Below are 24616 nucleotides of genomic sequence, written 5' to 3' on the forward strand. Positions count from 1 at the left end.
GGTTACTCCGCGGGCTGGCTTTTGGTCAGGCGCTCAACGGCCCTGACCAGCTCGGCAACCGAGCGCACCTGCATTTTCTCCATCACGCGGCGACGGTGCACCTTCACCGTGATCTCGCTGACGCCCAGTTCGGCGGCAATTTGCTTGTTCAGCATGCCGCTTATCGCCAGCGTGAGCACCTCGTGTTCGCGCGGCGTGAGGGAGAGATGGCGCTGCTTCAGGGCGTAGCGCTCTTTATTGCGCTCGGCATTGTTTTCCGCCAGCTGTAACGCGGACTCAATGGCGTCGATCAGCGCGTTTGATTCGACGGGCTTAGTGAGAAATTCGTACGCGCCGCCTTTGATGGCGCGCACCGACATCGGGATAGTGCCGTGGCCGGTGAGGAAAATAATCGGGATCTCTCGCCCGCTGTCCTTGAGGGCGTCCGCCACGTCAAAACCTGAAATGGCGGGCATTTGCATATCGAGGATCACGCACGACGGCAGGTCCTCAAAGCGGTATTGCAGAAACGCTTCTGCCGATGAAAAGCCGATAGCGTTTAAGTCTGCCGATTCCAGCAGCCCGATTACGGACTGCCTGACCACGTCATCGTCATCAACCACATACACAATGTGTTCCATTCACCGCCCCGGTGCTGATTTAAATGTCGAGGATGCAAACAGTCCCAACGGTGGCGTAAGAGACTGTTTATGCTGACTTTCATCTTAACACATTAAATATCATTATCATTTAACAATATGATAACCATATGAAGTATAGCGAGCCGGGGCGGGGGCGGTGAAGGAATGAAACGCTGTTTTTATGCACCGACAAGCTCGATGCGGTTGCCGTCCGGGTCCGCGATCACCGCTTCATAGAAGCCGTCCCCGGTCATGCGCGGGGCGCTGAGCAGCGTGCCGTTGGCCTGCGCCCGCTCGGCCATGCTGTCCACTTTTGCCTTGCTGCCGACGTTAATGGCGATATGCGCCCAGCCGATAAACTCCGGGTGCGACGGGGCGTCGGGCAGGTCCGGCAGCGTCATCAGCTCGAGGGTCGGCCCGTCATCCAGGGTAATAAAATGGGATTCAAATCCCGGACGGTTTTTGCTGACATAGCGTTCGTTACTGCGGCCATTAAACACCGTTTCCCAGAACTGAACCTGAGCTTCAAGGCTGCGGGTCCAGAGTGCGACATGTGCAATATTCATAAGATCCCTCGTTATTTGTCTGTGAGGACTTTCACCGATAAAACAGGCTACACTCTGGTTTTGAGCGCGACAAGCTGAGGAAACAACAATGCACTACACACTGAAAGAGAGCGACAAGGACAAAGCGGAAGGGGCAAGCGGCGCGGGCGCTCTGCAGCAAAAACTGCTGGAGTCCCGTTCGATTGTCATCTCCGGCGAGATCAACCAGGAGCTGGCGCAGAAGGTCATTACCCAGATGATCCTGCTGCAAAGCGTCAGCAACGATCCGATCAAGCTGTACATCAACAGCCAGGGCGGCCACGTGGAAGCGGGTGACACCATTCACGACTTCATCAAGTTCATCCGTCCGGAAGTGCACGTCATCGGCACCGGCTGGGTGGCGAGCGCGGGGATCACCATCTTCCTGGCAGCGAAAAAAGAGCACCGCTACTCGCTGCCAAATACCCGCTTTATGATCCACCAGCCGCTGGGCGGCGTGCGCGGTCAGGCGACGGATATTGAGATCGAAGCGCGCGAGATCATCCGCATGCTGGATCGCGTGAACAAGCTGATCGCCGACGCCACCGGCCAGCCGCTGGAGAAAGTGAAAAAAGACACCGACCGCAACTACTGGATGTCTCCGGCAGAAGCGCTGGACTACGGCATCGTGGGTAAACTGATTACCCATTATGACGAGCTGAACCTGGATTAAGTTTTCGCGGCGTGTAGGTCGGGTGGTGGCTTCGCCTTACCCGACCTACACGCCCTCGTTTGACCCATGACAAGTTCCCCCTCTGCTTTCTTACCTATAATCGCGCCTGTTTCCCCTCTCACTGGTGCTACTCATGGCGTATCAACTGAACCTGAACTGGCCGGAATTTCTTGAGAAATACTGGCAAAAACAACCCGTAGTGCTGAAAAATGCCTTCCCGAATTTTGTCGACCCGATTACCCCGGACGAGCTGGCAGGCCTGGCGATGGAGCCGGAAGTCGATAGCCGTCTGGTGAGCCACGCTAACGGCAAATGGCAGGCCAGCAATGGTCCGTTTGAGCATTTCGATAACCTCGGTGAAACCGGCTGGTCGCTGCTGGCGCAGGCGGTGAACCACTGGCATATGCCCGCCGCGGAGCTGGTGCGTCCGTTCCGCGTCCTGCCGGACTGGCGTCTGGACGATCTGATGATCTCCTTCTCCGTGCCGGGCGGCGGCGTGGGTCCGCATATCGATCAGTACGACGTGTTTATCATTCAGGGGATGGGCAGCCGCCGCTGGCGCGTGGGCGACAAGCTGCCGATGCGTCAGTTCTGCCCGCATCCGGCGCTGCTGCACGTGGATCCGTTTGAGCCGATCATCGACGAAGATCTTGAGCCGGGCGATATCCTCTATATTCCGCCTGGATTCCCGCATGACGGCTTCACCCATGAAACCGCGCTCAACTACTCCGTCGGCTTCCGCGGGCCGAACGGCCGCGATCTGATCAGCAGCTTTGCCGACTACGCGCTGGAAAACGATCTGGGCGGCGAACACTACAGCGATCCGGATCTGACCTGCCGTGAACACCCGGGCCGCGTGGAGCAGTACGAGCTCGATCGTATCCGTCAGATGATGATCGACATGATTAGCAAGCCGGACGATTTCACGAAATGGTTTGGCAGCTTCGTCTCCACGCCGCGCCACGAGCTGGATATCGCCGCCGCCGAGCCGCCGTATTCGGCAGACGAGGTGCTGGACGCGCTGCAGGGCGGCGAAACGCTGTCGCGCCTGAGCGGCCTGCGCGTGCTGAACGTTAACGGCAGCTTCTTCATCAACAGCGAACAGCTGGAGACGGTAGACGCGAAGGGCGCGGATGCGCTGTGCCGCTACACCGAACTCGGCCAGGCCGAGCTGGGCGACGCGCTGAAAAACCCGGCGTTTGTGGACGAACTCACCGGGCTGATTAACCAGGGGTACTGGTACTTCGACGAGTAACAGGAGGCGGCGTTTAGTCAGCCTAAACGCCGCTACGTTCAAACCAGCATATTACACGCCTTCCAGTAGTTCAAAAGCCGCTCGTCGTCGCGCTCTTTCTCCGCTTTGATTTTCATCGCCTGGGCGAGATTTTCTCGCGATACTTCATGGCCTTTTTGCACGATGTCTAAAACCGCCTCACCAAGAGCCAGTGAAATTTCTGCCCGATTGTTGCGAATCGTCATAAATACCTCCTCGTTGGTTGCGATAATTTAATTATGAACGGCAAATAATCAGTCGGTAATAATTCATCTCATTCTTATTTTTTCCTTTCGGCGCTAAATAGACATAATATTCGATTCTGTCAATGATGTTTCAAAATGCTAATAAGCCTTTTAAGCCTGAATTTATGCGCTACAGTTAATTTCGTGCAACAGGCAAATAACCGAAACAGGAGAATAATTATGGTAGATAAAAGCGCAATTAAGGATCACACTCAGGTTGTCGCCAGCTGCGGAACGCACGTCGGGGTTGTGGACCATCTTGATGGTGAGCGTATCAAGCTTGCGAAGAGCGATCCGGAATCGGGCGGCAAACACCACTTTATTCCTCTCGGCTGGGTCGATAAGGTCGAAGATAATAAAGTTGTCCTGACCAAAAACCATAAAGAGGTTTTTGCTGAGTGGCAGGAAGCATAAATATATTTCTCGCAAGGAAATATATGACTTCGCTCCGGCTTCGTCCGGAGCGTAATAATGTCTGCGCCCGGTGATTGCTGCCATTGCAAAGGGATGGTACTGTTTTGCCTGCCCTTTCCCCGATGCAGGCCCCGAATGATGCTCCAGAGTGAAAATAGATCAGCGAAACGCATATTTTTTGTTGAAGATTTTCAGGTATTCGGCGAGCGCTACGGCATCGACTACCGTTTCCCCCAGTTAAAAGAGGCGCAGGCCAGCGGCAGCCCCGTGTTGCAGGGGAATGTTGAAGAGATGATGCTCTCGTCCGGCATTTCGCTGACCCATTCCGACGTACGTGTATTACAGCCCTATGAAACCACCTCTCGCCACAGCAGCCCGCTCTATATGCTGGTGGTGCTGGAAGGGTGCGTGACGCTCACGCTCAATGGTATCGATTATCCCGTCCACCCGGGCATGGCGTTCAGCTCTCGTCTGAGTGAAGATCAGGTAATGAGCGCGCGTCACGATGCCGACAGCACGCTGAAAACGCTCTCGTTTGGCGTGTATCCCCACGATGCCGGACGTGAAGCCCTGCTTGACTCATTGCTTCTGGAATGGCAAAGCCTGAATGCACCCGCGTTTGTCTGGCAGGTTCCCGAGTTTGTGATGTCAGGTATTCTGCATGCGCAGCGGCAGAGGGGACGCGTGCTCTCACGCAAGCTGGTGCTGGAGGGGCTGATGTATCAGCTGCTCGGCCACGGCCTCAGCCAGCGCCAGCAGCCTTGCCTAAGCCGCCCTGAGCATGCGCGTCTTGAACGCGTGCGGAGCCTGCTGGAACAGTCTCCTGAGCGGGATCATACTCTCGCGCAGCTGGCAGCCCTTGCCGCAATGAGCCCAAGCAGCCTGCGCAGCAAGTTCCGTCAGCGCTACGGCTGCACGCTCTTCGATTACCTCCGCGACTGTCGCCTTGCGCTGGCGCGCCGCTATCTGCTGGAAGGCCACAGCGTGCAGCAGGCGGCCTGGATGTGCGGGTATCAGCATGCCACCAATTTCGCCACCGCGTTTCGTCGTCATTACGGGATTTCTCCGGGCGACGTGCGCAAACTCCGCTAACGTAATTTCGCCCATCGCGCGAACGCATCCCGTGCGGTTTAGCATCGCGCATACGTAACCTGGCGGCGCGCATAGCCGTTTGCACTCTCAAAAAGGTAATAATTCTTATTAACAATAAGAAATATCTCTGGAGAGGGTTATGTTTGTTAAATCGCGTCTGGCACTGCTGGTGGGATGGGTTACCGGTAGCGTCGCTTTTCCTTTGCTGGCGCAGGATGCGCAAAAAACTGACACCGTGGTGGTGACCTCGCAGATGCAGTCTGCGGCCACCAAGCTTGAAACGCCGGATATTGAAACTCCGCAGTCGGTCTCTATCGTCACGCGCGAGCAGTTCGAAGAGCAGGGCGCAACCAGCGTGCGTCAGGCCGTGAGCTACACGCCGGGGGTCTACAGCAACCAGATTGGGGCGTCTAACCGCTTTGACTACATGGTGCTGCGCGGCTTCTCTGACGGCAGCCTGGACAACGTCTACCTGGACGGCCTGAAGATGATGGGCGACACCAACTCCCACAGCTCGCTGGTGGTTGATCCGTGGTTCCTGGACAGTATCGAAGTCGTGCGCGGTCCGGCCTCCGTGCTCTATGGTCGTTCATCGCCGGGCGGGATTGTGGCGCTTACCTCCCGTAAGCCGTCGTTCGATCCGGGCGGGGAGATCAAGCTCTTCGCCGGGAACAATAGCCAGCGTGGGGCGATGTTCGACGTCACTGGCCCGGTTGATGATAATGACCGCGTGGCGGTGCGCCTCAGCGGGATGACCCGCTATGCCGATTCCCAGTTCGATCCGCTGAAGGAAGAGCGTTACGCCCTGATGCCGAGCCTGACCTGGCGTATCACCGATAACACCCGTCTGGATCTGATGGCCTACCTGCACCGCGATCCGGAAGGCGGCAGCCACTCCGGCCTGCCGTATGAGGGCACGGTTGTGCCGCACAGCGGGAAGAAAATCTCCAACACGTTCTTTGAAGGTGAAGACGATTACGACAAGTACGATCGTCGGGAAAACATGGTCGGCTATAACCTTGAGCACCTGTTTGACAGCGGCTGGTCCGTGCGCCAGAAGCTGCGCTACCTGCACACCAAAGTGGAGCTGAACCAGGTGTATGCCGCAGGCTGGCTGAATGACACCGAGCTGAACCGCGGCTATTCCGGCTCTGACGAGAAGATGAACGCCATCACCCTGGATAACCAGGTCGACGGCAGCTTCGACACCGGGGCGGTGAACCACCGCGTGCTGATCGGCATGGACTATCAGGACCGCACCAACAACGTGACCGGCTACTATGGCGGCTTCCCGCCGATTGACGCCTTCCACCCGGTTTACGGTGCGAAGCCGGACTACATCACCCAGTACAGCAGGGAAAAGCATAAGCTTCGCCAGACCGGTTACTACCTACAGGATCAGATGTCCATTGACCGCTGGCGCCTGACGCTCGGCGGGCGTTACGACCAGGTGAGCGTGTCGAACGTCGACAACTTTAACCACACCCGCAGCGATCTGGATAAAAACAACTTCAGCAGCCGCGCGGCGCTGCTGTATCTGTTTGATAACGGCGTTGCGCCGTACGTCAGCTACTCCACCGCCTTTACGCCGACCAGCTTTGCCGACGAGCAGGGCAATATCCTGGATCCGATGAAGGGCAAGCAGTGGGAAGCGGGCGTGAAGTATGAGCCAGAAGGGATGAACAGCCAGTTCAGCGCCTCGGTGTTCCGCATCAACCAGAAGAACATTGCCACCAAAGAGGAGCCGACCGATCCGTACCGTTCCATCGGTGAAATCGAATCCAAAGGCGTTGAGCTGGAGGCGATTGGTCAGCTGACCGACAGCCTGCGCATGCAGGCGGCGTATACCTACACGGATATTCGCTATAAGAAGAGCAGCCCGGAAGAGGAGGGCAAGCGCGCCGTCTATGCCCCGCGTAACATGGCCAGCGCCTGGCTGAGCTACGACGTCAAAACCGGCCCGCTGGACGGCCTGACCGTCGGCTCCGGCATGCGCTATGTCAACGGGATCGCCAGCGATCGCCAGAACACCCATACGCTTCCATCGTACACGCTGGTGGATATGGTCGTGGGGTATGACCTGTCGAAAGTGGGGCTTACGGGCGTGAGTGCGCAGCTGAACGTCAATAATCTGACGGACAAAAGCTACGTTGCGGCGTGTAACTCGCTCTCTTACTGCTACTTCGGTGCAGAACGCAGCATTGTGGGCAGCGTTTCGTGGAAGTTCTGAGTCGTTGATTTTGCCGGGTGGCGGCTTCGCCTTACCCGGCCTACTCTGTTCCGTAGCGCCACCGGCGCTAAAAAACGTACTACTCCTCCATCGCAATCACAATCGCCTCGCCCATCTTCTTCAACGCCTCGCGATGTTTATCCGTCGGCGGCAGCGCCACGTTGATCCGCAGGCAGTTGCGGTACTTCCCGGAGGCGGAAAACAGCGACCCGGCCGCCGCCTGGATCTTCAGGCGGCACAGCTGCTTGCTGACGCACACCATATCCACCTTCTCCGGCAGCTCAACCCACAGCAGGAAGCTTCCCTGCGGGCGCGTGACGCAAATCTCCGCTGGAAAATACTGCCGCACCCAGCAGGTGTAGGTTTCCATATTCTGCTGATAAATCTGGCGCATACGGCGCACGTGGCGATGGTAATGGCCGTCGCGAATAAACGCCGCCACCGCCATCTGGGTGCCCGGCACGTTAAACCCGCCCGCGGCGTATTTCATGTGCATCACCCGGTCGTAATAGCGTCCCGGCACAATCCAGCCGACGCGAAGGCCCGGCGCCACGGTTTTGGTAAACGAGCTGCAAAGGATCACGCGGCCATCAATGTCCATCGAGTGAATGGTGCGCGGGCGCGGGTACTCCGCCGCCAGCTCACCGTAGATATCATCCTCCACAATCACGATATCGTGCCGCTGGGCGAGGGCTAAAACCTGTTTTTTCCGCGCTTCCGGCATGATAAACCCGAGCGGGTTATTGCAGTTGGGCACCAGGATCACCGCCTTGATCGGCCACTGCTCCATTGCCAGCTCTAACGCCTCGATGCTGATCCCGGTTTCAGAGTCGGTGGGAATTTCAATCGCCTTGATGTCAAACCCGCGCAGCATCTGCATGGTGCCGTGAAAAGATGGCGACTCCACCGCCACGATGTCCCCCGGTTTGCACACCGACAGCAGGGCGATCGACAGCGCGCCGTGGCAGCCGTTGGTGATGACAATCTCATTCGCTGCCACGGTAGAGCCGCCGTCCAGCATCAGGCGGGCGATCTGCTCGCGCAGCTCAAGGCGGCCGTCGAGCACGTCATAGCTCAGCATCTCGCTTGGGTTATGCTGTGCAAGGCGGCTCATCTCGCGCCACAGGGGCTTCAGGCTCGGCTGGTTAATGTCCGGCGAGCCGCCGCCAAAGGAGATCATCTCTTTGTCGGCGCGGGCGTCCAGCAGCATCATCACCTCATCCCACTGGGTGACGTCCACCGGGCGCTGCACCGGGCGCGTCATCGCCGGGACGGGCGGCTGGGCTTTGCGTTTCGAGACAAAATAGCCGGAGCGCGGCTGGGGGGTGATCAGCTGAAGGTTTTCGAGGATCTGGTAGGCCTGCTGTATGGTGCTGATGCTCACGCCGTGCTCCTGGCTCAGGGCGCGCACCGACGGCAGACGCTCGCCGCTGCGATACAGCCCTTGTTCAATGCGTTCTGCCAGAAGGTTGGCGAGGTGTTGATAGCGCGTCATGCTGTATCCTTTATTTTCACCATACAGATTATTAAACCAGTACAGATTGCCGCAAAAAACGGCATGCAGATACCGTTTTAGCGGATCTGTATGTTAAACAAAAGTTGTTTTTGCATCTGTATTGCGCAGGTCGATTTCCAGGATGATAACCCCACTGGCACAGTGAGGAGAGCATCATGGAATTCTACGAAAATCGTTCAAAACGTCCGTTTATTGTGTTTGTCTGGATCGCAAAAACGCTGGGTAACTGGTACCGCATCAACCGCACCCGCCGCATCCTGAGTCAGATGAGCGACGCGCATCTGAAGGACGTAGGGTTATCCCGCAATGATATTTAAACCGTGGCCGGGTAAGGCGCAGCCGCCACCCGGCGATGTTCAGCTCAACAGCGCAAGCGTCTGCCGCTTCGGCCTTTCCAGCAGCTCCACCGCCTCCTGATACGTCCGCACGTTGTTATAGCCCATTACCAGCCCATAGCGTTTGCCCGACCCGCGATACCACTCCGAGAGCGCATTCACCTGCAGCCGCTGTTCCTGCCAGCAGCGCGCGACTTCCCGGTCACGGCTTCCTTTGGTCAGAAACGCCACGATATGCATCCCGCCGTCGTTTTGCTCGGTGAAAAACAGATCGCCATACACCTCGCGCAGGGCGGCAATCATCCAGTCGCGGCGGGTCTGGTACAGCGCGCGCATCTTTTTGAGATGGCGGAAAAAGTGCCCTTCGTTGAGAAACGCGGTGAGGATCTTCTGCGTCAGCACCGGCTGGCCGCTGGTGGTGATATCCGCGCAGTCGGTAAAGGCCCCGACGGTGCTGGCGGGCATCACCACGTAACCCATGCGCAGCGACGGCATGATGGTTTTACTGAAGGTGCCCATAAAGATCACCCGGTCGTGCTGGTCGAGGCTTTTCAGCGACGGCAGCACCTTGCGGGTGTAGTGAAACTCCCCGTCGTAATCGTCTTCGATGATCCACGCCTCGTTCTGGCTGGCCCAGTCGAGCAATTGCTGCTTGCGCGGCAGGGAGAGCGTCACCGCCAGCGGGCTCTGGTGCGAGGGGGTGACGATGGCAAAACGCGCGTCACGATGGTGACGAAGCAGGTAGTCCGTATCAATGCCGCAGCGATCGACCGGCACCGTGTGCAGGCGCGGCACGATCCGCTTCAGCAGCTGCTGGCCCATAAAGTAGCCCGGATCTTCAAACACCACCTTGTCGCTGCGGCTGGCGAGGGTGTCGAGGATCAGCCGCAGGCTGCCGCTGTAGCCGCTGGTGATCAGCACCTGTTCGGCGGTGCAGGACAAGCCGCGCGAGATATTGAGATAGCTGGCGATGGCCTGGCGCAGCGGATACCAGCCCAGGACGGGCGGGTTGAGCATCTCCTCCTGACGCATGGCGCGCGTCGCCTGGCCCGCCAGCAGCAGCCATTTTTTATACGGGAAGCTGTCGAGGGCGGGGATGCCGGGGCGCAGAAAACCGGCCCGCTCGCGCTGGCTGATAAGCGAGGCCGGAAGCGTGCCGGTAGGCTGTTCCGCAGGGGCATTGTTATCCGGCAGCAGTAAATCCGGGTTGACCCGCGTGCCGCGCGCGCCCTGACTCACCAGATACCCTTCACCCGTCAGAATGGCGTACGCCGTTTCGACGGTTTTGCGCGCCACCTTCAACTCTTCCGCCAGCACGCGGATGGCAGGTACCTTATCCCCCGGCTTCAGCACGCCGCGCGTGATGTTGTCGCGATAGCGGGTATAAATGTCGTGATAGCCCGGCTTCATGTCCTACCTCATTTCACGCTTTTTGTATCTTTTTACTATGTCATGAACGGCGTAGATTTGCCTCATCGCACGGCACATGCCGCACAAAAAGAGGAAAGACAATGAGCACTCGCGTTAACCACCATAAAGTTACACCTGCCCTCGCCAACGCGCTGTCTGCCCTGAGCATGGAGGTGGCAAAAACCTCCATCGACCCGGCGCTGAAGCACCTAATCGACATTCGCGTGTCGCAGCTGAACGGCTGTACATTCTGTCTGGATATGCACTCTAAAGAGGCCAAAATCGCCGGGGAACGCGAGCTGCGCCTGTACCATCTGGCGGCCTGGCGCGAGTCCCCGCTGTTCAGCGCCCGCGAGAAAGCCGCGCTGGCCTTCACCGAAGCGCTGACCCAGATTGGCGTTCACGGAGTGAGCGACGTGCTGTACCGCAGCGTGGCGGAGCACTTCTCGGACGTGGAGATTTCAGAGCTGAACTTCGCCATCGTGGCGATCAACGCCTGGAACCGTCTTGGGATCACCTCCCGCATGGCGCCCGGCTCGCTGGACGCGGCTTACGGACTGAATAAGGCTAACCTGGAATAATCCCGCGCTCGCGGATCATCGCCACCAGCGCCCGCAGTCCCGGCGGGACGTGGCGATGGCCGGGGTAATACAGGCGCAGCCCGGCAAAGGGCTGCGCCCAGTCGTTTAAAACGCTCACCAGCTCTCCATTCTCAAGCTCTTCCCGGATATACAGTTCCGGCAAAAATCCTACCCCTAATCCCGCCTTTACGGCGCGGATCGAGGCAAAAAGATCGGATGTCGCAAAGCGCGGCGGTACGGCAAGGGCGTACGTTTCCCCCCGACGCGCCAGCTCCCAGCGGTAGATCCCGCCGTGGGCCATGCGCATGCCGATCCCCTGATGTGAAAGCAGATCGTCCGGCGTCTGCGGAGTACCGTGACGGGCAAAATAGTCCGGCGTGGCGGTCACCAGCTGGCGGATCTCCCCGGTCAGCGGCACGGCGATCATGTCCTGCGGCACGGACTCCTCAAGGCGGATCCCCGCGTCGTAGCCTTCCGCGACGATGTCAATCATGCGCGCTTCGCTGACGGTTTCCACGCGCATCTTCGGATAGCGGATCATAAAGTCGATCAGCAGCTGGTCCAGAAACAGGGTGCCGATATGGTTCGGCACGTTCAGACGCAGCGTGCCGGCGGGTTCCCCGGTGTCGCTGTGGATCTCCTCGCTGGCGAGGCGGATCTCCTGCAGCGCCGGGCCAACGCGCGCCACGTAGCGCTGTCCGGCGTCGGTGAGCGCCACGCTGCGGGTAGTGCGGTTAAAGAGGCGAGTATCCAGGCGGCTCTCCAGCCCGGCGATGGCGTTACTGACCGCCGTGGCGGACATGCCGAGCTCCTGCGCCGCGCCGCGAAAGCTGCCGCGCCGCACCACCGCCATAACCACTTCCAGCTCTGTCAGACCTGAACGATGCATAGATTATCCTGAAAATCGAAACAACCCTTGCAGCATAGCGTGGATTATCGCAACGGAGAAGCCGTGCCAGACTGTGCTCACACAGCCTGAGGAGGTTTATATGCACACTATCGAACAGATCTTTATTAACGGCGAATTTGTTACCCCGCACGGCACCGAACGGTTTGATTTATACAACCCGGCGACGGCGCAGGTCATCGGGCAGGTACGCCTGGCGGATGAGGTTGACGCAGCGCGCGCCGTTGCGGCGGCAAAAGCGGCGTTCCCCGCGTGGTCGCAGACGACAAAGCAGGAGCGCATTGCCGCGCTAAAACGTATGCACGCCGCCGTGGCCGCTCGTCACGACGATCTGCTGGAAGCGGTCATCGAAGAGTACGGCGCGCCCGCCTCGCGCTCCGCGTGGATGGCCAGCTATCCGGCGGAGGTGATTGCTCAGGCGATTGAGGCGCTGGAGGCGTTTGAATTCGTCACCCCCGCGGGTGCAGCCACGGTGCAGATGACGCCGCTTGGCGTGGCCGGGCTGATTACGCCGTGGAACAGCGACGCAGGATTTATCTGCGGTAAGCTGGCGGCCGCGCTGGCCGCGGGCTGTACGGCGGTGATCAAGCCGAGCGAAATGAGCGCCCTGCAAACGCAGATTGTCACCGAAGCGCTGCGCGATGCGGCTCTGCCGCCGGGCGTGTTAAACATCGTCACCGGGCGGGGTGAGACGGTCGGTGACACAATCAGCCGCCATCCGGACGTGGCAAAAATCTCGTTTACCGGTTCGACGCATACCGGCAAGGCGATCCTGCGCAACGCGGCGGAAAGCTTTAAGCGCGTGACGCTGGAGTTAGGCGGGAAATCGCCGACGATCCTGCTGGATGACGTGGATCTGGCGCAGGCGATCCCGCTGGTGATTCAGGCCGGGTTTATGAACAGCGGGCAGGCGTGCGTGGCCGGAACGCGTATTCTGGTGCCTTACTCGCGTAAGGCGGAGATCGAAACCGCGCTGGCGCAGGCCGTGGCGACGGTGAACTCCGGCGACCCGCGCGATAAATCAACGGACGTCGGCCCGATGGTCAGCGCAAAGCAGTGGCAGCGGGTGCAGGGCTATATCCGCAAAGGTGTCGAAGAGGGGGCGCGCCTGCTGGCGGGCGGCGAGGGGCGGCCGGAAGGCACGCAGGACGGCTGGTTTGTGCGCCCGACGCTGTTTGCCGACGTGAACAACCAAATGACGATTGCCCGCGACGAGATTTTTGGCCCGGTGCTGTGCGTAATTCCCTATCGTGACGAGGCGGAGGCGATTGCCATTGCCAACGACACGGACTACGGCCTGAGCGCGGTGGTGCTGGGCGGTGCGGACCGCGCGCGCCGCGTGGCGCAGCAGATTGTTTCCGGTCGCGTGCTGGTGAACACCCTGGCCCATGAACCGAAAGCGCCGTTTGGCGGGTTTAAGCACTCCGGCGTGGGGCGCGAGATGGGCGAGTGGGGGATCCGCGCGTTTATGGAGCCGAGGTCGGTTCTGGGCTAAAGCTTCGCTCTTTACCGAAGCATTGTGCTTTTCCATCCTGCATTCTCTCCTCAACATCACAGCGGAGAGACCATCATGATCGCAGTCCTTTTCGAAGCCAAAGCCGCGCCTGCCCATCAGGCGCGCTACCTCCAACTTGCCGCAGAGCTTAAGCCTTTGCTGGCCGACATCGACGGCTTTATCGATATCGAACGGTTCCAGAGCCTGACGACCGACGGCAAAATACTTTCCCTTTCCTGGTGGCGGGATGAAGAGGCCGTCCGCCGCTGGAAGCAGAACGTTTTCCATCAGGCGGCACAGGCCGAAGGGCGGGAGTCGATTTTTTCTTTCTACCGTATTCGCGTGGCGCAGCTGGTGCGGGAGTACAGTTCCGAAACGGGAGGGCGCGCGAATGTATGACGTTCACGTGATTTTCCGCGACGGGCCCGGCGAGCTGGCGCGCTTTGGACAGCTGTTGGGGCGCAACGGCGTAGGGCTTGAGGGGGGCGGCGTATTCGGTACCGATGCCCATTTCCTGGTGGAGGACGGGGAAAAAGCCCGCCGCGTGCTGGTGGAGGCCGGGTTTACCGTGCAGGCGGTGCGCAGGCCGGTTATCAGAAAACTCAGGCAGTCGCGTCCCGGCGAGCTGGGTGAAATTGCGGCGGCGCTGGCGGCACGCGGCGTGTCTGTTCTTACCCAGTACAGCGACCATGCGAATCACCTTATTCTGCTGACGGATGATGATAAGCTGGCCGCAGAGATCACCGAACCCTGGGCAGCACATGTTAAAGACAAGCTTACCGACTGATAACGGCGCGGCGCTGGAGCAGGCCATTGCGGCGGTGGCGGCGGCAATGGCCGATCCGTCGCGCGTGAAGATGCTGTGCGCGCTGATGGACGGGCGGGCGTGGACCGCCACCGAACTGAGCACCGCGGCAGACGTCGCCCCGTCGACCGCCAGCGGGCATCTCGCCCGGCTGGTGGAGGGAAAGTTGATTACCTGTCTGTCTCAGGGGCGGCACCGCTACTATCGTCTGGCGGGGCACGACGTGGCGGAGCTGATCGAACAGATGATGGGGCTCTCCTGGAGCCGCATTGCGCCGCCGGAAACCACCGCGCCGAAGGCCATGCGGGAGGCGCGCACCTGCTACGATCATCTGGCGGGCGCGGTGGCGGTAAAGATCTACGATTTCATGCAGGCGGAAGGCTGGCTGGAGGCAGACGGTTCAGCGCTCACGCTGTATGGCCGGGAGCAGTTTCTGAAGCTCGGCGTGTCGTTAAGCGCTCATCCGCGCCGCAAGGCCTGCTGCGCCTGTCTGGACTGGAGCGAGCGGCGGTTTCACCTCGGAGGCGAAGCTGGCGCGGCGCTGCTTATTCATCTGGAAAGCAAAGGGTGGATCCAGCGGGTGGCGGGGTATCGGGAGGTGGTGGTGACGGCTTCGGGAAAAAGTGCCGTCAGGAGGCATTTTAGCCGCTAAACTCCACTGCGGGCTGGTGCCCTCACCCCGACCCTCTCCCACAGGGAGAGGGAGACATCGTTTTCGCAATTCCTGCTCTTTCGTCTCGCGTTTCTTGATACTTACCCTGATAACTATTATCTTGACCGCGTGTGACGAGAGGTTTCCCCATGAGTGAAGAAGCGCTGTTTAGCCGCAGGCCGATGGGCATGCGGATGGCGATGATCGTGCGCCAGTGGCGTGCGGTGATCGATGATGCCATTCTCGATACCGGCTTAACCCAGTCGAGCTGGACGGTGATGATGCAGCTTCATCAGCTCGGGGATAACGTCTCAATGAGTGAGCTGGCGGAGGTGCAAGGTATTGAACTGCCGCCGCTGATGCGCACCCTGACACAGCTGGAAAAACAGGGTTACCTGCTGCGCACCACATCGCCTTATGACAAGCGCATCCGGCTTCTGACGCTGACGCCTGAGGGAAAAGCCATTTTAAAAAGGCTCACTCAGGTGATTGAGACCTATCAGGCTCGCGTATCGCAACACATCGCGCCGGAGCATATCGAGATTTTCAGCGCCACGTTAAATCAAATCGCGTGCAATTTGCGGACAATCCGCGAAGAAGACAACAAGACCGAAAAATAATGACCCCTGAACAAAAGTTTGCCCGCTGGGTAAGGGTGAGTATTGCCTCTTTCCTGCTGATGTTTATCTATTTTGTCGTCGCGGATATCTGGATCCCGCTGACGCCGGACTCCACCGTCATGCGCGTGGTAACCCCGGTTTCTCCGCGCGTCTCCGGCTACGTGGCGGCGGTACATGTCCACAACAACAGCCAGGTGAAGAAAGGCGATCTGCTGTTTGAGCTCGACGACACGCCGTTTCGCAATAAAGTGGAAGCGGCGCAAATCGCGCTGGAGCAGGCGCGTCTCTCTAACGAACAGCTGGACGCGCAGATCGCCGCCGCGCAGGCCAGCCTGAAAACCGCGGTGCTGACCGCACGTAACGACAAGGTGACCTTCGAACGCTATCAGAAGCTGAGCACGTTACAGAACGTCTCGCAGGCGGATCTGGATAAGGTCCGCACCGCCTGGCAGAGCAGCGAGCAGTCCGTCAGCACGATTCAGGCCAACATCCGGAACCTGCGCATCCAGCGCGGCGAGCGCGAAGAACACCGCAACGTGACGCTGCAAAAATACCGCAACGCGCTGGATGAAGCAGAGCTGAACCTCGGCTGGACAAAGGTCTACGCCCAGGCGAACGGCACGGTCAGTAACCTGCAGTTAAGCCCCGGTTTTTACGCCTCATCCGGCTCCGCCGCGCTGGCGCTGGTAAACAACCAGACCGATATCGTGGCCGATTTCCGCGAGAAGAGCCTGCGCCATACCCGTCAGGGCACCGATGCCGCAGTAGTGTTTGACGCCTTCCCGGGGCAGGTGTTCCGCGCCCACGTGGCCAGCAGCGACGCGGGGATCCTCGCAGGCCAGGAGGCGGTTAACGGCCAGCTCTCCCAGCCGGAGACCTCTAACCGCTGGGTACGAGACGCTCAGCGCATGCGCATTCACGTCACGCTGGATGAGCCGCTGCCGAAGCCGCTGCCAACCGGCGCACGGGCGACCGTGCAGCTCTACAACAGCGAAGGGCCGTTTGCGCGCTTCTTCTCCGGAATGCAGATCCACCTGGTGAGCCTGCTTCACTATGTCTATTAATACGCTGGCGCGGGTCTTTACCCCGCACGGCAACATCGTCTACACGGCAAACGACTTTCGCCAGACCCTGCGCATCGTTTTTGCCGGGATGATTGCCCTGAGCATATCGAGCTTCTACAACACCAGCTACGGCGTGTTTTTCGTGGTCTATCCGATCATGCTCCTCTCGCTGGTGCCAGTGTTTAACCGCCACGTGGCGAAGCAGTTTATCTTCAGCGCATCGCTGAACTGCGTCGAAATGGTGATTATCATCGGCTATCTTTCCCAATGGCCGGTCATCATGACGCTGGTGGTATTTGCCCTTTACGTGATGCGTTTTCGCTTTATGAGCAAAGGGCCGCTATTCCTGTTCGGCTCGATGGGGGTTGTGTGCCAGAGCGTGATGCTCAATTTTATGAGCTACCCCACCACCAACTGGCACACGCTGCTGTTTTCCAACATCGAAGCGAGCGTGATGGCGGTGTGCCTGAGCGCGCTGATGAACTACCTGCTGCCGGACGTGGAGCCCCGCAAGCCGCCGCCGCTGATTGAGAAAGACGACGCCCGCGTGCGCCACGAGTCGCTGCTCTCCGGCAGCGTCGCGACGATGATTTTCGTGGTGTTTCAGATTAGCGACTTAAGCGATTCGCTCTCGGCGCTAATGGCAGGGATTCTGATCCTGTTCCCTATGCACTACCGCGGCGCGGTGATGAGCTCCATCTGGCGCGTGGTCGGGGTAGTGCTGGGCTGCCTCTACATTCTGGTGGTGCAGCTTATCCTCTACGATCACAGCAGCCATATGCTGCTGATGATGCCGCTGATTGGCCTCGGTCTGGCGTTTGGCGCGCGGCTGCACGTGATGGAGAAAGTGGGCGCGGGCGTGGGGTTTTCCAGCATCACGACCATCGGCATTATGTTCGGGCAGAACATGCACCCGGACAGCGACCTGGTGTTCAGCGATCTCTATCGCATCACCTCCGTGACCTTTTCGCTGGTGGCGACGCTGACGATGGTCTTTCTGGTGCATTTGATCCTGAACCGTTTCGCCGCCACGCGCTACGTCATTCAGGGCTGATAGCGTTTGCCGCCGCTGAAGCTCCAGTCCTCAGCGGCCGTAAACTGGATAACGACCATCACGTCTCCACCGTCAATGCCCATCTTCTCATTCAGTTGCGCAGCCAGCTGGCGGTAGAGGGCAGATTTCTGTTCAGTGCTCCTCGGCTTACCAGCAACGATATTAAACAGTATCGCCCCCTCCGTTCTGCCCGTGCTGAGATAGTGCCGATCAATGTATCGATCCCCGGCCGCGAAGCATTCAAAAAAATGGAATCTGTCCTGTGCGGGAACGGCGAAGGTTTCCGTCAGCGCCTGGTGCAGAATGTCCGAGATCTGCTTTTGCTGTATCTCGCTATAGCGGTCACCCGTCATGATACGAACAAACGGCATTATTGTTTCTCCTCTGCAAGGCTGCTCAGCGCGCTGACGGCGGCCGGCCAGCCTGCGTAAAACGCCAGATGGGTAAACGCTTCGGCTATTTCGTCGTCCGTCACGCCGTTTTGCCGGGCGAAGCCGATATGCCAGGGAAGCTGCGCGGTGCGCCCCAGGGCTGCCAGCGCGGCAAGCGTGATCAGACTGCGATCCCGCGGGGCTAGCTGCGGACGCTGCCAGATATCGTCAAAAAGTACCTGCTGGCTCAGTTCCGCCAGCTTAGGGGAAACCTGCGCAAGCGTGTCGCGATTCAGTGTTGTGCTCATTTTTATTCCTCCTGTCGTCTGGAAAACACTCTCGCAGGCTGCCACCATAAATAAAATCGCAATGTTCAGGACTGAATGTCCTGAAAATGAGGATGATATGGATAAACGCTTTTCAACATTAGACCTGGACGCGCTGCGCAGCTTTGTGGAGGGGATTCAGTCCGCCAGTTTTGCCGAGGCGGCGGACAGGCTGTGTCGGTCCACGTCGGCGATTAGCGCCCAGCTAAAAAAGCTGGAGCAGCAGTGTGGCGTGGCTCTGACCGTTAAGCAGGGGCGTACGCTGGCACTGACCCGAGAGGGTGAAATTCTGCTGAGCTACGCCCGACGCATGCTGGTATTAAATGATGAAGCGCTCCGGGCTATCAGAGGTGAGTTGCTTCAGGGCGAGGTACGGCTGGGTATGCAGGAGGACTTTGGCGAGTCCGTGATGCCGAAGGTCCTCGGCGATTTTCACAGACAACACCCTGAGCTTCGCATGACGGCACGCGTCGATCGTAACCCGCCGCTGCTGCGCGGCGTGGCGGCGAATGAACTCGATCTGGCACTGGTCTGGCAGGAAGGTCGAGAAGGCGACTACGTGCGAAGCGAACCGCTGGCATGGATTTGCCGGTCCCGCGAGGACATTGAGGTTCTTCTGCAACGAGGTGAGCCGCTGCCGCTGGTGATGTTTGACGCGCCCTGCCTCCTGCGAAGCCGGGCCATCGCGGCACTGGATGCCGCAGGTATTCCCTGGCGTATCGCTTATACCAGCTATAGCCTGAGCGGGCTGTGGGCGGGAGTTAGCGCGGGGCTGGGTATTACGCTCCGCACGCGTATTGGTCTGCCCGAGACGTTACGGATCGACAGCCACCTGCTGCCAGATGCAGGAGAGCTGGGGATCGCGCTGCATCAGGGGAGCGCCTCCCCCGATGCAGCTATTACCAGCATGAAGGCGCTGATCCTCAGGACGCTGAATGGATAAGCGTTGGGACTTGCGAGAGTAAGAACAGGATGAGGCCTATCGTCCCGCCCACCAGCGTGCCGTTGACGCGGATGAACTGCAGGTCTTTGCCAATGTTCAGCTCAATCTGGCGGGACATGTCTTTGGCGTCCCAGCTTTTGACCGTGTCGCTGATGTGGCGGGTCAGGAACGCGGCGAAATCCGGTGCGACGCGGTGCGCGGCCTGCTCCAGATGCTCGTTCAGCGACGCGCGCAGGCTGGCGTCGTTTGTTAACGTTTCGCCAAACCACAGCCCGGCGTTGGCGATGCGCTGCTTCACGCGCGAGTCATCGCTTTGCATATCCGCCTTCAGCCACTGGCGCAGGTCAGCCCACATCTCGCCCAGATAGCGGTTAAACGCCTCATCGTTTTTCAGGTAGTGCTTGATGTTGTCGGCTTTCGCCGCCATTTCCGGATCGTTTTTCAGGTTGTCGATAAGCTTCAGCGTGGCGCGGTCGAACGCCTGACGGATCTGGTGCGTGCGGTCGTGGCTGATATCGTCCAGCAGCGTGTTCACCGCGTTCGACACCATCTCCGCGCTTTGATCGCCCAGCCACTCCGTGGGGAGCACCATCGCCTTGCGGGGATGCTCGGTTTTGAGCCAGTGGACAATCTGATCGGCAATAAACTCCCGCGTGCTTTCCCGCTGAATCAGGGTAATCAGGCGGTTGATGATGGCGTCCAGCAGTACCTGATGGCGGTTGTTTTTGGTCATGCTCTCCAGCATGACGGCGCTGGTTTCGGTGAAATCGACCTTGTCGATAGCTTTATGCACCGCGCGTTTGAGCAGGCGCTGAATGCGCCCGTCATCGGTCAGCTCGAGAAAACCGCTCATCACCTGCATCAGATGCAGCCCGACGCGCTGGGCGTTGTCGGGCTTGCTGAACCAGGCGCCAATCATCTGCGCTGGCTCATAGCGGCGGATAAGCGCCACAAGTGACTGAGTATCAAGAAACTTCTCCTGCACGAACTGGCCGAGATTGTCGCCGATTCGGTCCTTATTGCGCGGGATAATCGCCGTATGGCGCGAAATAAACGGAATGGGAACCCGGCGGAACAGCGCGACGACGGCAAACCAGTCCGCCAGCGCGCCGACCATCGCCGCCTCGGCAATGGCTTTGACGCCGCGCACCCAGAAGGTCTGCGGCAGGAAGAGGGTGGTGACAAAGGCCGCGGCGGCAATCAGCAGCAGCGACAGCGCCAGCAGCTTGGCGCGTTTGAGTTCAGCGATTTTTTCCATGGGTTAAGGATAGAGGGAAGCGGGGGAAAAGTGCAAAAATCGCCACAGCACCCACCCGCCAAACCCCATCAGCACCACGCCCGCCGTGCGCTCAATCCACCACAGCGAACGGCTAAGCTTCTGTTGCACCGCCGATAGCCCCATCATCGACACCAGCGCCAGATCCCACGCCAGCACCACCATCACCATCCAGACGCCGCAGGTCGCCTGCTGAAGCAGCGTGACGTCCGGCCCGAGTAACGCCGTCATCAGCGCCAGGTAGAACAGCGCATTTTTTGGATTTAACAGCGCCGATCCCAGCCCCAGCAGGATCTGCTTCATCAGAGAAGGGCACCGCTGTCGGGTTTCTGCAAGCGTCAGCGCCTGCGGTTGGCTGCGCACCAGATGCGAGCCGATCCACTGCAGGTACAGCGCCCCGCATACCTCGATAAGCGTAAACAGCCACGTAAACTGGCGCAGCGCGCTCCAGCCGATAATCACCAGAACAATATAGAGCGCGTTACCCGCGGCGATGCCGACGCACAGCCCGGCGCTGCCGCGCAGTCGGTAGCGCGCCGCGTAGCCCACAAGCAGGAAAAAATCCGGACCCGGGCTCAACAGCGCAACAAAATGCGCCAGTACCAGAGCGAGAAAAGCGGAAGGGAAGAACAGTTCCATAGCGACCTCAGTTAACCATCTGAGGACAGGCTACGGCGCTGCAGAACCTATTTATTGTCTGATATTGATCGGCCCGTGGCGTACTGGCGCGGCGTGGCGGCGGTATAGCTGACGAAGGTCTTATGAAAATGGCTCTGGTCGGCAAAGCCGCTCTGGTAGCTGACGTCGGCGATGTCGTCCCCGGCACGTAGCCGCGCTTTGGCGAACTCCACGCGGGAGATGTTGAGGAAGCTGCCCGGCGTCAGGCCGGTGTCCTGCCGGAAGGTGCGGATCAACGTCTCTTTGCGCAGCGAGAAGCGTTGGGCAAGTTCGTCAAGCGAAGGCGGTGCGGCCAGGTCGGCAAGAAACGCCTCCTGAACCTGCTGGCTGGTTGGCCGAAGCGCGTCTGCGTTATCCGCGCAGCGGGGAAGGGCAGAAAGCAGCGCCTCCACGGACGCTGGAGACATTGTCTTAACGACGTCCAGGTAATGGGCAAACAGGGCAGGGTTACGAATCACCTGTAGCGCCAGAGGAAGATCGGTGTCGATATAGAGCATATGGTAGCTGCGCGGCTGCCCGTCGACGGGGTTGCAGCTGTGCGGCACATAAGCCGGGATCGCAATGAGGTCCCCGGGATGAAGAATGTACTCTTGGTCATGGCACACGCAGCAGGTCTGGCCCTCAACAATCGCGCCGATGGAGAGCTGAGGGTGACTGTGGCGTTTGTACGCCTGCGTGCTTTGCCAGGTGCTGCGCAGCTCAAGGCCCCTGGCGCGGTGAAAAGTCTGGCGAACGTATCGGGTATCGGTCATGGAAACTCCTTCTGGACGTTTTTTATACCACGTCAGCGAACCGTCCGGCACTGCTTAACTCAGAACCTTCCGGATATACCCAACTTTACGTCCACAGCCAGTCATGTTGACTACCCTTAATACCCTAAGCGGTAAAACATGGAGATTCGATATGGCTTATCAGACAGTAAATCCTGCCACTAACCAGCTCATCAAAGAATACCCCTCACATACCGACGCGGATATCGAAGCGGCGCTGAAGGCGGCCGATGCGCTTTACCATTCGGAATGGGCGAAAGGCGACATCAGCCAGCGCCTGCCGGTGCTGCATAAGCTTGCCGACCTGATCGACGAGCGCGTGGAGGATCTGGCCAAAATCGCCAGCCAGGAGATGGGTAAGCTCATCGAACAGAGCCGCGGCGAGGTGAAGCTTTGCGCGCAGATCGCCCGCTACTACGCCGACAACGCGAAGCAGTTCCTCGCCCCGGTGAAGTACGACTCTGAACTTGGGGAAGCGTGGGTGGAGCATCACCCCATCGGCGTGCTGATGGCCGTCGAGCCGTGGAACTTCCCGTACTACCAGCTGATGCGCGTCCTGGCACCAAACCTGGCGGCGGGTAACCCCGTTATCGCCAAGCATGCCAGCATCGTGCCGCACTGCGCCGAGACCTTTGCGCATCTGGTGCGCGAGGCGGGCGCGCCGGAAGGGGCGTGGACGAACCTGTTTATCTCGTCCGAACAGGTGGCGAATATCATCGCAGACGATCGCGTGCAGGGCGCAGCGCTAACCGGCTCCGAAAAGGCGGGCAGCGTGGTGGCCGCGCAGGCGGCGAAGCACATTAAGAAATCGACCCTCGAACTGGGCGGTAACGACGTCTTCGTGGTGCTGGACGACGCGGACCTGGATAAAGCGGTTAAGATTGGCGTGAATGCGCGGCTCAACAACGCCGGGCAGGTCTGTACCGCGGCGAAGCGCTTTATCCTGCATGAAAAGATTGCGGATGCCTTCCTGAGCAAATTTACCGAGGCGTTTAAGCAGGTGAAGATTGGCGATCCGCTGGACGAGAGCACCACGCTGGGGCCGCTCTCTTCCAAAGATGCGCTGGAAACGCTGACCAAACAGGTTAACGAGGCGGTGAAAAACGGTGCCACGCTGCACTTTGGCGGCAAGCCGGTGCAGCGCGACGGGAGCTTCTTCGAACCGACGATCCTGACGAATATCTCCCGCGATAACCCGGCGTACTTCGAAGAGTTCTTCGGCCCGGTTGCGCAGATGTACGTGGTGAAAAACGACGACGAAGCGGTCGCGCTGGCGAACGACTCCCACTACGGCCTGGGCGGGGCGGTGTTCAGCCAGGACATTGAGCGCGCGAAGAAAATGGCGTCGCGGATCGAGACCGGGATGGTGTACATCAACTGGCTCACCGATACCGCGCCGGAGCTGCCGTTCGGCGGCGTGAAGCGTTCCGGCTACGGACGCGAGCTGTCGGATCTGGGGATCAAAGAGTTTGTGAACCAGAAGCTGGTGGTGGTGCGTAAGTAAGAGGTAATAAAAAACCTGCCGGTTGGCAGGTTTTTTCAGTTGATTACTGTACTTCGATCTTGTCCCAGCCGCTTTTGAACATGCAGCTGTCGACTAACGTATCCCGGCGATATTCATTCGCGTCTTCAACCGTGTAGCTCGTGGAAATATCCTTTTTCTTGTTCTTTTTATCCGTTTTTTCCGAGCTCGAACCGGTCACTACGTTATCCGGAGGCAGATCGATCAGGGCCTGCGCTTCGCATTCCGTGAGCTTTTTATTCATTTCAGCGTCGCTCACGCCCGGTTTTACCCATTTGTACTGGACGCAGCCGGTGAGCATCAGCGTGAGGCTCAGAACGCAAAGCGCGGTAATGCGGTGTTTCATCAGAAGCTAACTCCACCGCCGATATATGCGCCATCAATCAGGGTGTGGTTTGGACGACCATCTTTACCGTCAACGCTCACGTGGCGGTAGCCCACTTTCAGCGTAACCGGTTTGATTGGGGTCCAGCTTACGCCGCCGTTAGCTTCAACGTAGTTTTTCACGCTGTTGTTCAGGCCTTCTGGTGCCGCATAGCCTTCGCCATAGACGTGGATGCTGTCGGTCAGCGCAACGTTTACGCCGCCGCCAATCGGGAAGGCCACGCCGTTATCGCCTTTTTTCGGGCCGATGTAGATGGCTTTTGCGCCTGCATTCAGCATCACCGGGCCCACTTCCAGGTTGTAGCCTGCGCCCACGCCACCGGTCTGGGTACCGTCGTCGGTGTTTTTCAGCCAGTTACTTTCGAGATAAACACCGGATGAGGATTTGCCCATTTCCAGGTTGAGGTTGGTAAAGTTTTTACCCTGCTCAATGCTGCCGCCCATTGCCAGTGCGGAACCCGAAATGGCGGTCAGTGCAGAAAGAAGAAGAATGTTCAGTTTTTTCATGTTTCGTGCCTCATCATCAAATTAATCTGGGGGCACCTTAACAAGCGATGTTTATGACTGCAAATGTGATGCAAATCGACTTTTCATGCTGTAATTGTTAATTCTTTTATCTTTATTTGTAACGCTTAAGTTGGGTTGTCGGTGTGTCAACGCGCAAATTTGAGGTGTTGAGGAACAGTTTAATTTTTTGACTAAACGAAATCTGAACGAGGCAGGGATAGTGATTTGAGATGCATTAATTGCGCTTCTAATAATTTCCAATTCCATTT

At 58.9% G+C, this 24616-nt stretch carries 28 protein-coding genes and 1 pseudogene; 16 read left to right on the plus strand and 13 right to left on the minus strand.

The genetic code is table 11. The features are described 5' to 3' along the window. Positions 1-2: 2 nt before the first annotated feature. Together APT89_RS18370 and APT89_RS18375 are read right to left on the minus strand one after the other, a co-directional pair. Positions 3-620, minus strand: a complete 618-nt coding sequence (locus tag APT89_RS18370; protein ID WP_060573239.1) for a response regulator transcription factor — start codon at positions 618-620, stop codon at positions 3-5. 179 nt (positions 621-799) lie between these two features. Beyond that, entirely contained in the window at positions 800-1186 is a 387-nt protein-coding gene (locus APT89_RS18375) for a VOC family protein (RefSeq protein ID WP_045631073.1), read from the minus strand. Positions 1187-1271: 85 nt separating this feature from the next. Between APT89_RS18375 and APT89_RS18380 the strand changes: the two are divergent. Further along, positions 1272-1877, plus strand: a pseudogene (locus tag APT89_RS18380) (ATP-dependent Clp protease proteolytic subunit); the annotation flags it as partial. A gap of 133 nt (positions 1878-2010) precedes the next feature. Continuing rightward, positions 2011-3132, plus strand: coding sequence for a ribosomal protein uL16 3-hydroxylase (locus APT89_RS18385; protein WP_060573243.1), 1122 nt, complete (start codon positions 2011-2013; stop codon positions 3130-3132). A 38-nt stretch (positions 3133-3170) separates the two neighbouring features. Here the strand turns inward: APT89_RS18385 and APT89_RS18390 are convergent, their stop codons facing one another. Next, positions 3171-3356, minus strand: coding sequence for a hypothetical protein (locus APT89_RS18390; protein ID WP_023295865.1), 186 nt, complete (start codon positions 3354-3356; stop codon positions 3171-3173). A gap of 219 nt (positions 3357-3575) precedes the next feature. Between APT89_RS18390 and APT89_RS18395 the strand changes: the two genes are divergently transcribed. The 3 genes from APT89_RS18395 (at position 3576) to foxA (ending at position 7131) form a co-directional block, all read left to right on the plus strand. Next, a complete protein-coding gene (locus tag APT89_RS18395) occupies positions 3576-3809 on the plus strand; it encodes a DUF2171 domain-containing protein (protein ID WP_003863067.1) in 234 nt (77 codons plus the stop codon). Positions 3810-3944: 135 nt separating this feature from the next. Continuing rightward, positions 3945-4901, plus strand: a complete 957-nt coding sequence (locus APT89_RS18400) for a helix-turn-helix domain-containing protein (RefSeq protein WP_060573245.1) — start codon at positions 3945-3947, stop codon at positions 4899-4901. A 121-nt stretch (positions 4902-5022) separates the two neighbouring features. Next, positions 5023-7131 carry a ferrioxamine B receptor FoxA gene (gene foxA / locus APT89_RS18405; protein WP_120787304.1) on the plus strand — a complete coding sequence of 703 codons (2109 nt, stop codon included), beginning with the start codon at positions 5023-5025 and terminating at the stop codon, positions 7129-7131. A gap of 79 nt (positions 7132-7210) precedes the next feature. Here the strand turns inward: foxA and APT89_RS18410 are convergent, their stop codons facing one another. Then, complete coding sequence (locus tag APT89_RS18410; RefSeq protein WP_060573248.1) at positions 7211-8626, minus strand: aminotransferase-like domain-containing protein; 1416 nt, start codon at positions 8624-8626, stop codon at positions 7211-7213. A gap of 176 nt (positions 8627-8802) precedes the next feature. Here APT89_RS18410 and APT89_RS18415 point away from each other — a divergent pair, with 176 nt between their 5' ends. Continuing rightward, positions 8803-8964 (plus strand): DUF1127 domain-containing protein, encoded by a 162-nt coding sequence (locus tag APT89_RS18415; protein WP_060573250.1) that lies wholly within the window; start codon positions 8803-8805, stop codon positions 8962-8964. Between the two features lie 39 nt (positions 8965-9003). On the opposite strand, the gene pdxR is transcribed toward APT89_RS18415, so the two are convergent. Next, the gene (pdxR, locus tag APT89_RS18420; protein ID WP_060573252.1) at positions 9004-10392 is read right to left on the minus strand and encodes a MocR-like pyridoxine biosynthesis transcription factor PdxR; all 1389 of its coding nucleotides are present in this window, start codon (positions 10390-10392) and stop codon (positions 9004-9006) included. Positions 10393-10493: 101 nt separating this feature from the next. Between pdxR and APT89_RS18425 the strand changes: the two genes are divergently transcribed. Continuing rightward, positions 10494-10973, plus strand: a complete 480-nt coding sequence (locus APT89_RS18425) for a carboxymuconolactone decarboxylase family protein (RefSeq protein WP_060573254.1) — start codon at positions 10494-10496, stop codon at positions 10971-10973. Here APT89_RS18425 and APT89_RS18430 read toward each other — a convergent pair. Next, a complete protein-coding gene (locus APT89_RS18430) occupies positions 10960-11862 on the minus strand; it encodes a LysR family transcriptional regulator (protein ID WP_041911333.1) in 903 nt (300 codons plus the stop codon). The genes APT89_RS18425 and APT89_RS18430 overlap by 14 nt on opposite strands. 100 nt (positions 11863-11962) lie before the next feature. Between APT89_RS18430 and APT89_RS18435 the strand changes: the two genes are divergently transcribed. The 7 genes from APT89_RS18435 to APT89_RS18465 all read left to right on the plus strand — a co-directional run bounded on the left by APT89_RS18435 (position 11963) and on the right by APT89_RS18465 (position 17570). Next, positions 11963-13375, plus strand: a complete 1413-nt coding sequence (locus APT89_RS18435) for an aldehyde dehydrogenase family protein (protein ID WP_060573257.1) — start codon at positions 11963-11965, stop codon at positions 13373-13375. 75 nt (positions 13376-13450) lie between these two features. After that, positions 13451-13774, plus strand: coding sequence for an antibiotic biosynthesis monooxygenase family protein (locus tag APT89_RS18440; protein WP_041911331.1), 324 nt, complete (start codon positions 13451-13453; stop codon positions 13772-13774). Further along, on the plus strand, positions 13767-14162 hold the full coding sequence (locus tag APT89_RS18445) for an amino acid-binding protein (RefSeq protein WP_045631062.1): 396 nt from the start codon (positions 13767-13769) through the stop codon (positions 14160-14162). The genes APT89_RS18440 and APT89_RS18445 overlap by 8 nt, the downstream gene beginning before the upstream one ends. Then, positions 14137-14832: an ArsR/SmtB family transcription factor gene (locus APT89_RS18450; protein WP_041911329.1), complete on the plus strand. Its 696-nt coding sequence runs from the start codon at positions 14137-14139 to the stop codon at positions 14830-14832. Before APT89_RS18445 ends, APT89_RS18450 begins: the two co-directional genes overlap by 26 nt. Before the next feature lie 149 nt (positions 14833-14981). Beyond that, positions 14982-15452: a MarR family winged helix-turn-helix transcriptional regulator gene (locus tag APT89_RS18455; RefSeq protein ID WP_028015381.1), complete on the plus strand. Its 471-nt coding sequence runs from the start codon at positions 14982-14984 to the stop codon at positions 15450-15452. Further along, complete coding sequence (locus APT89_RS18460) at positions 15449-16516, plus strand: HlyD family secretion protein (RefSeq protein ID WP_120787306.1); 1068 nt, start codon at positions 15449-15451, stop codon at positions 16514-16516. Before APT89_RS18455 ends, APT89_RS18460 begins: the two co-directional genes overlap by 4 nt. Beyond that, positions 16506-17570, plus strand: coding sequence for a DUF2955 domain-containing protein (locus tag APT89_RS18465; protein WP_045259544.1), 1065 nt, complete (start codon positions 16506-16508; stop codon positions 17568-17570). Before APT89_RS18460 ends, APT89_RS18465 begins: the two co-directional genes overlap by 11 nt. Here the strand turns inward: APT89_RS18465 and APT89_RS18470 are convergent. After that, positions 17561-17941 (minus strand): tautomerase family protein, encoded by a 381-nt coding sequence (locus APT89_RS18470; protein ID WP_060573258.1) that lies wholly within the window; start codon positions 17939-17941, stop codon positions 17561-17563. The genes APT89_RS18465 and APT89_RS18470 overlap by 10 nt on opposite strands. Then, positions 17941-18249: a carboxymuconolactone decarboxylase family protein gene (locus APT89_RS18475; RefSeq protein WP_047363825.1), complete on the minus strand. Its 309-nt coding sequence runs from the start codon at positions 18247-18249 to the stop codon at positions 17941-17943. The genes APT89_RS18470 and APT89_RS18475 overlap by 1 nt, the downstream gene beginning before the upstream one ends. 97 nt (positions 18250-18346) lie before the next feature. On the opposite strand from APT89_RS18475, the gene APT89_RS18480 reads away from it, so the two are divergent. After that, the gene (locus APT89_RS18480) at positions 18347-19210 is read left to right on the plus strand and encodes a LysR substrate-binding domain-containing protein (RefSeq protein WP_047363827.1); all 864 of its coding nucleotides are present in this window, start codon (positions 18347-18349) and stop codon (positions 19208-19210) included. Here the strand turns inward: APT89_RS18480 and APT89_RS18485 are convergent. From APT89_RS18485 to APT89_RS18495, 3 genes are read right to left on the minus strand one after another with little or no spacing between them, the layout of a single operon-like run. Further along, positions 19191-20468 (minus strand): DUF445 domain-containing protein, encoded by a 1278-nt coding sequence (locus APT89_RS18485; RefSeq protein WP_047363829.1) that lies wholly within the window; start codon positions 20466-20468, stop codon positions 19191-19193. The genes APT89_RS18480 and APT89_RS18485 overlap by 20 nt on opposite strands. Before the next feature lie 3 nt (positions 20469-20471). Next, positions 20472-21125 (minus strand): LysE family translocator, encoded by a 654-nt coding sequence (locus APT89_RS18490; RefSeq protein ID WP_060573260.1) that lies wholly within the window; start codon positions 21123-21125, stop codon positions 20472-20474. A 47-nt stretch (positions 21126-21172) separates the two neighbouring features. Next, the gene (locus APT89_RS18495) at positions 21173-21916 is read right to left on the minus strand and encodes an AraC family transcriptional regulator (protein WP_060573261.1); all 744 of its coding nucleotides are present in this window, start codon (positions 21914-21916) and stop codon (positions 21173-21175) included. Positions 21917-22067: 151 nt separating this feature from the next. Here APT89_RS18495 and APT89_RS18500 point away from each other — a divergent pair, with 151 nt between their 5' ends. Continuing rightward, positions 22068-23438 (plus strand): NAD-dependent succinate-semialdehyde dehydrogenase, encoded by a 1371-nt coding sequence (locus APT89_RS18500; RefSeq protein ID WP_060573262.1) that lies wholly within the window; start codon positions 22068-22070, stop codon positions 23436-23438. Between the two features lie 43 nt (positions 23439-23481). On the opposite strand, the gene APT89_RS18505 is transcribed toward APT89_RS18500, so the two are convergent. Then, on the minus strand, positions 23482-23802 hold the full coding sequence (locus tag APT89_RS18505; protein WP_028015390.1) for a hypothetical protein: 321 nt from the start codon (positions 23800-23802) through the stop codon (positions 23482-23484). After that, positions 23802-24347 (minus strand): YfaZ family outer membrane protein, encoded by a 546-nt coding sequence (locus APT89_RS18510; RefSeq protein ID WP_060573263.1) that lies wholly within the window; start codon positions 24345-24347, stop codon positions 23802-23804. Before APT89_RS18510 ends, APT89_RS18505 begins: the two co-directional genes overlap by 1 nt. Between the last annotated feature and the right edge of the window lie 269 nt (positions 24348-24616).

The sequence above is a fragment of the Enterobacter sp. 50588862 genome, assembly GCF_001462935.1.
Taxonomy (GTDB): domain Bacteria; phylum Pseudomonadota; class Gammaproteobacteria; order Enterobacterales; family Enterobacteriaceae; genus Enterobacter; species Enterobacter bugandensis.

Coding starts and splice junctions, on each gene's coding strand:
- APT89_RS18440 (WP_041911331.1), top strand. CDS start 13,451: ATGATCGCAGTCCTTTTCGAAGCCAAAGCCGCGCCTGCCCATCAGGCG.
- APT89_RS18505 (WP_028015390.1), bottom strand. CDS start 23,802: ATGAAACACCGCATTACCGCGCTTTGCGTTCTGAGCCTCACGCTGATG.
- APT89_RS18430 (WP_041911333.1), bottom strand. CDS start 11,862: ATGCATCGTTCAGGTCTGACAGAGCTGGAAGTGGTTATGGCGGTGGTG.
- APT89_RS18480 (WP_047363827.1), top strand. CDS start 18,347: ATGGATAAACGCTTTTCAACATTAGACCTGGACGCGCTGCGCAGCTTT.
- APT89_RS18490 (WP_060573260.1), bottom strand. CDS start 21,125: ATGGAACTGTTCTTCCCTTCCGCTTTTCTCGCTCTGGTACTGGCGCAT.
- APT89_RS18445 (WP_045631062.1), top strand. CDS start 13,767: ATGTATGACGTTCACGTGATTTTCCGCGACGGGCCCGGCGAGCTGGCG.
- APT89_RS18455 (WP_028015381.1), top strand. CDS start 14,982: ATGAGTGAAGAAGCGCTGTTTAGCCGCAGGCCGATGGGCATGCGGATG.
- APT89_RS18370 (WP_060573239.1), bottom strand. CDS start 620: ATGGAACACATTGTGTATGTGGTTGATGACGATGACGTGGTCAGGCAG.
- pdxR (WP_060573252.1), bottom strand. CDS start 10,392: ATGAAGCCGGGCTATCACGACATTTATACCCGCTATCGCGACAACATC.
- APT89_RS18510 (WP_060573263.1), bottom strand. CDS start 24,347: ATGAAAAAACTGAACATTCTTCTTCTTTCTGCACTGACCGCCATTTCG.
- APT89_RS18465 (WP_045259544.1), top strand. CDS start 16,506: ATGTCTATTAATACGCTGGCGCGGGTCTTTACCCCGCACGGCAACATC.
- APT89_RS18495 (WP_060573261.1), bottom strand. CDS start 21,916: ATGACCGATACCCGATACGTTCGCCAGACTTTTCACCGCGCCAGGGGC.
- APT89_RS18400 (WP_060573245.1), top strand. CDS start 3,945: ATGATGCTCCAGAGTGAAAATAGATCAGCGAAACGCATATTTTTTGTT.
- APT89_RS18470 (WP_060573258.1), bottom strand. CDS start 17,941: ATGCCGTTTGTTCGTATCATGACGGGTGACCGCTATAGCGAGATACAG.
- APT89_RS18450 (WP_041911329.1), top strand. CDS start 14,137: ATGTTAAAGACAAGCTTACCGACTGATAACGGCGCGGCGCTGGAGCAG.
- APT89_RS18475 (WP_047363825.1), bottom strand. CDS start 18,249: ATGAGCACAACACTGAATCGCGACACGCTTGCGCAGGTTTCCCCTAAG.
- APT89_RS18500 (WP_060573262.1), top strand. CDS start 22,068: ATGGCTTATCAGACAGTAAATCCTGCCACTAACCAGCTCATCAAAGAA.
- APT89_RS18415 (WP_060573250.1), top strand. CDS start 8,803: ATGGAATTCTACGAAAATCGTTCAAAACGTCCGTTTATTGTGTTTGTC.
- APT89_RS18485 (WP_047363829.1), bottom strand. CDS start 20,468: ATGGAAAAAATCGCTGAACTCAAACGCGCCAAGCTGCTGGCGCTGTCG.
- APT89_RS18385 (WP_060573243.1), top strand. CDS start 2,011: ATGGCGTATCAACTGAACCTGAACTGGCCGGAATTTCTTGAGAAATAC.
- APT89_RS18395 (WP_003863067.1), top strand. CDS start 3,576: ATGGTAGATAAAAGCGCAATTAAGGATCACACTCAGGTTGTCGCCAGC.
- APT89_RS18410 (WP_060573248.1), bottom strand. CDS start 8,626: ATGACGCGCTATCAACACCTCGCCAACCTTCTGGCAGAACGCATTGAA.
- APT89_RS18435 (WP_060573257.1), top strand. CDS start 11,963: ATGCACACTATCGAACAGATCTTTATTAACGGCGAATTTGTTACCCCG.
- APT89_RS18425 (WP_060573254.1), top strand. CDS start 10,494: ATGAGCACTCGCGTTAACCACCATAAAGTTACACCTGCCCTCGCCAAC.
- APT89_RS18390 (WP_023295865.1), bottom strand. CDS start 3,356: ATGACGATTCGCAACAATCGGGCAGAAATTTCACTGGCTCTTGGTGAG.
- APT89_RS18375 (WP_045631073.1), bottom strand. CDS start 1,186: ATGAATATTGCACATGTCGCACTCTGGACCCGCAGCCTTGAAGCTCAG.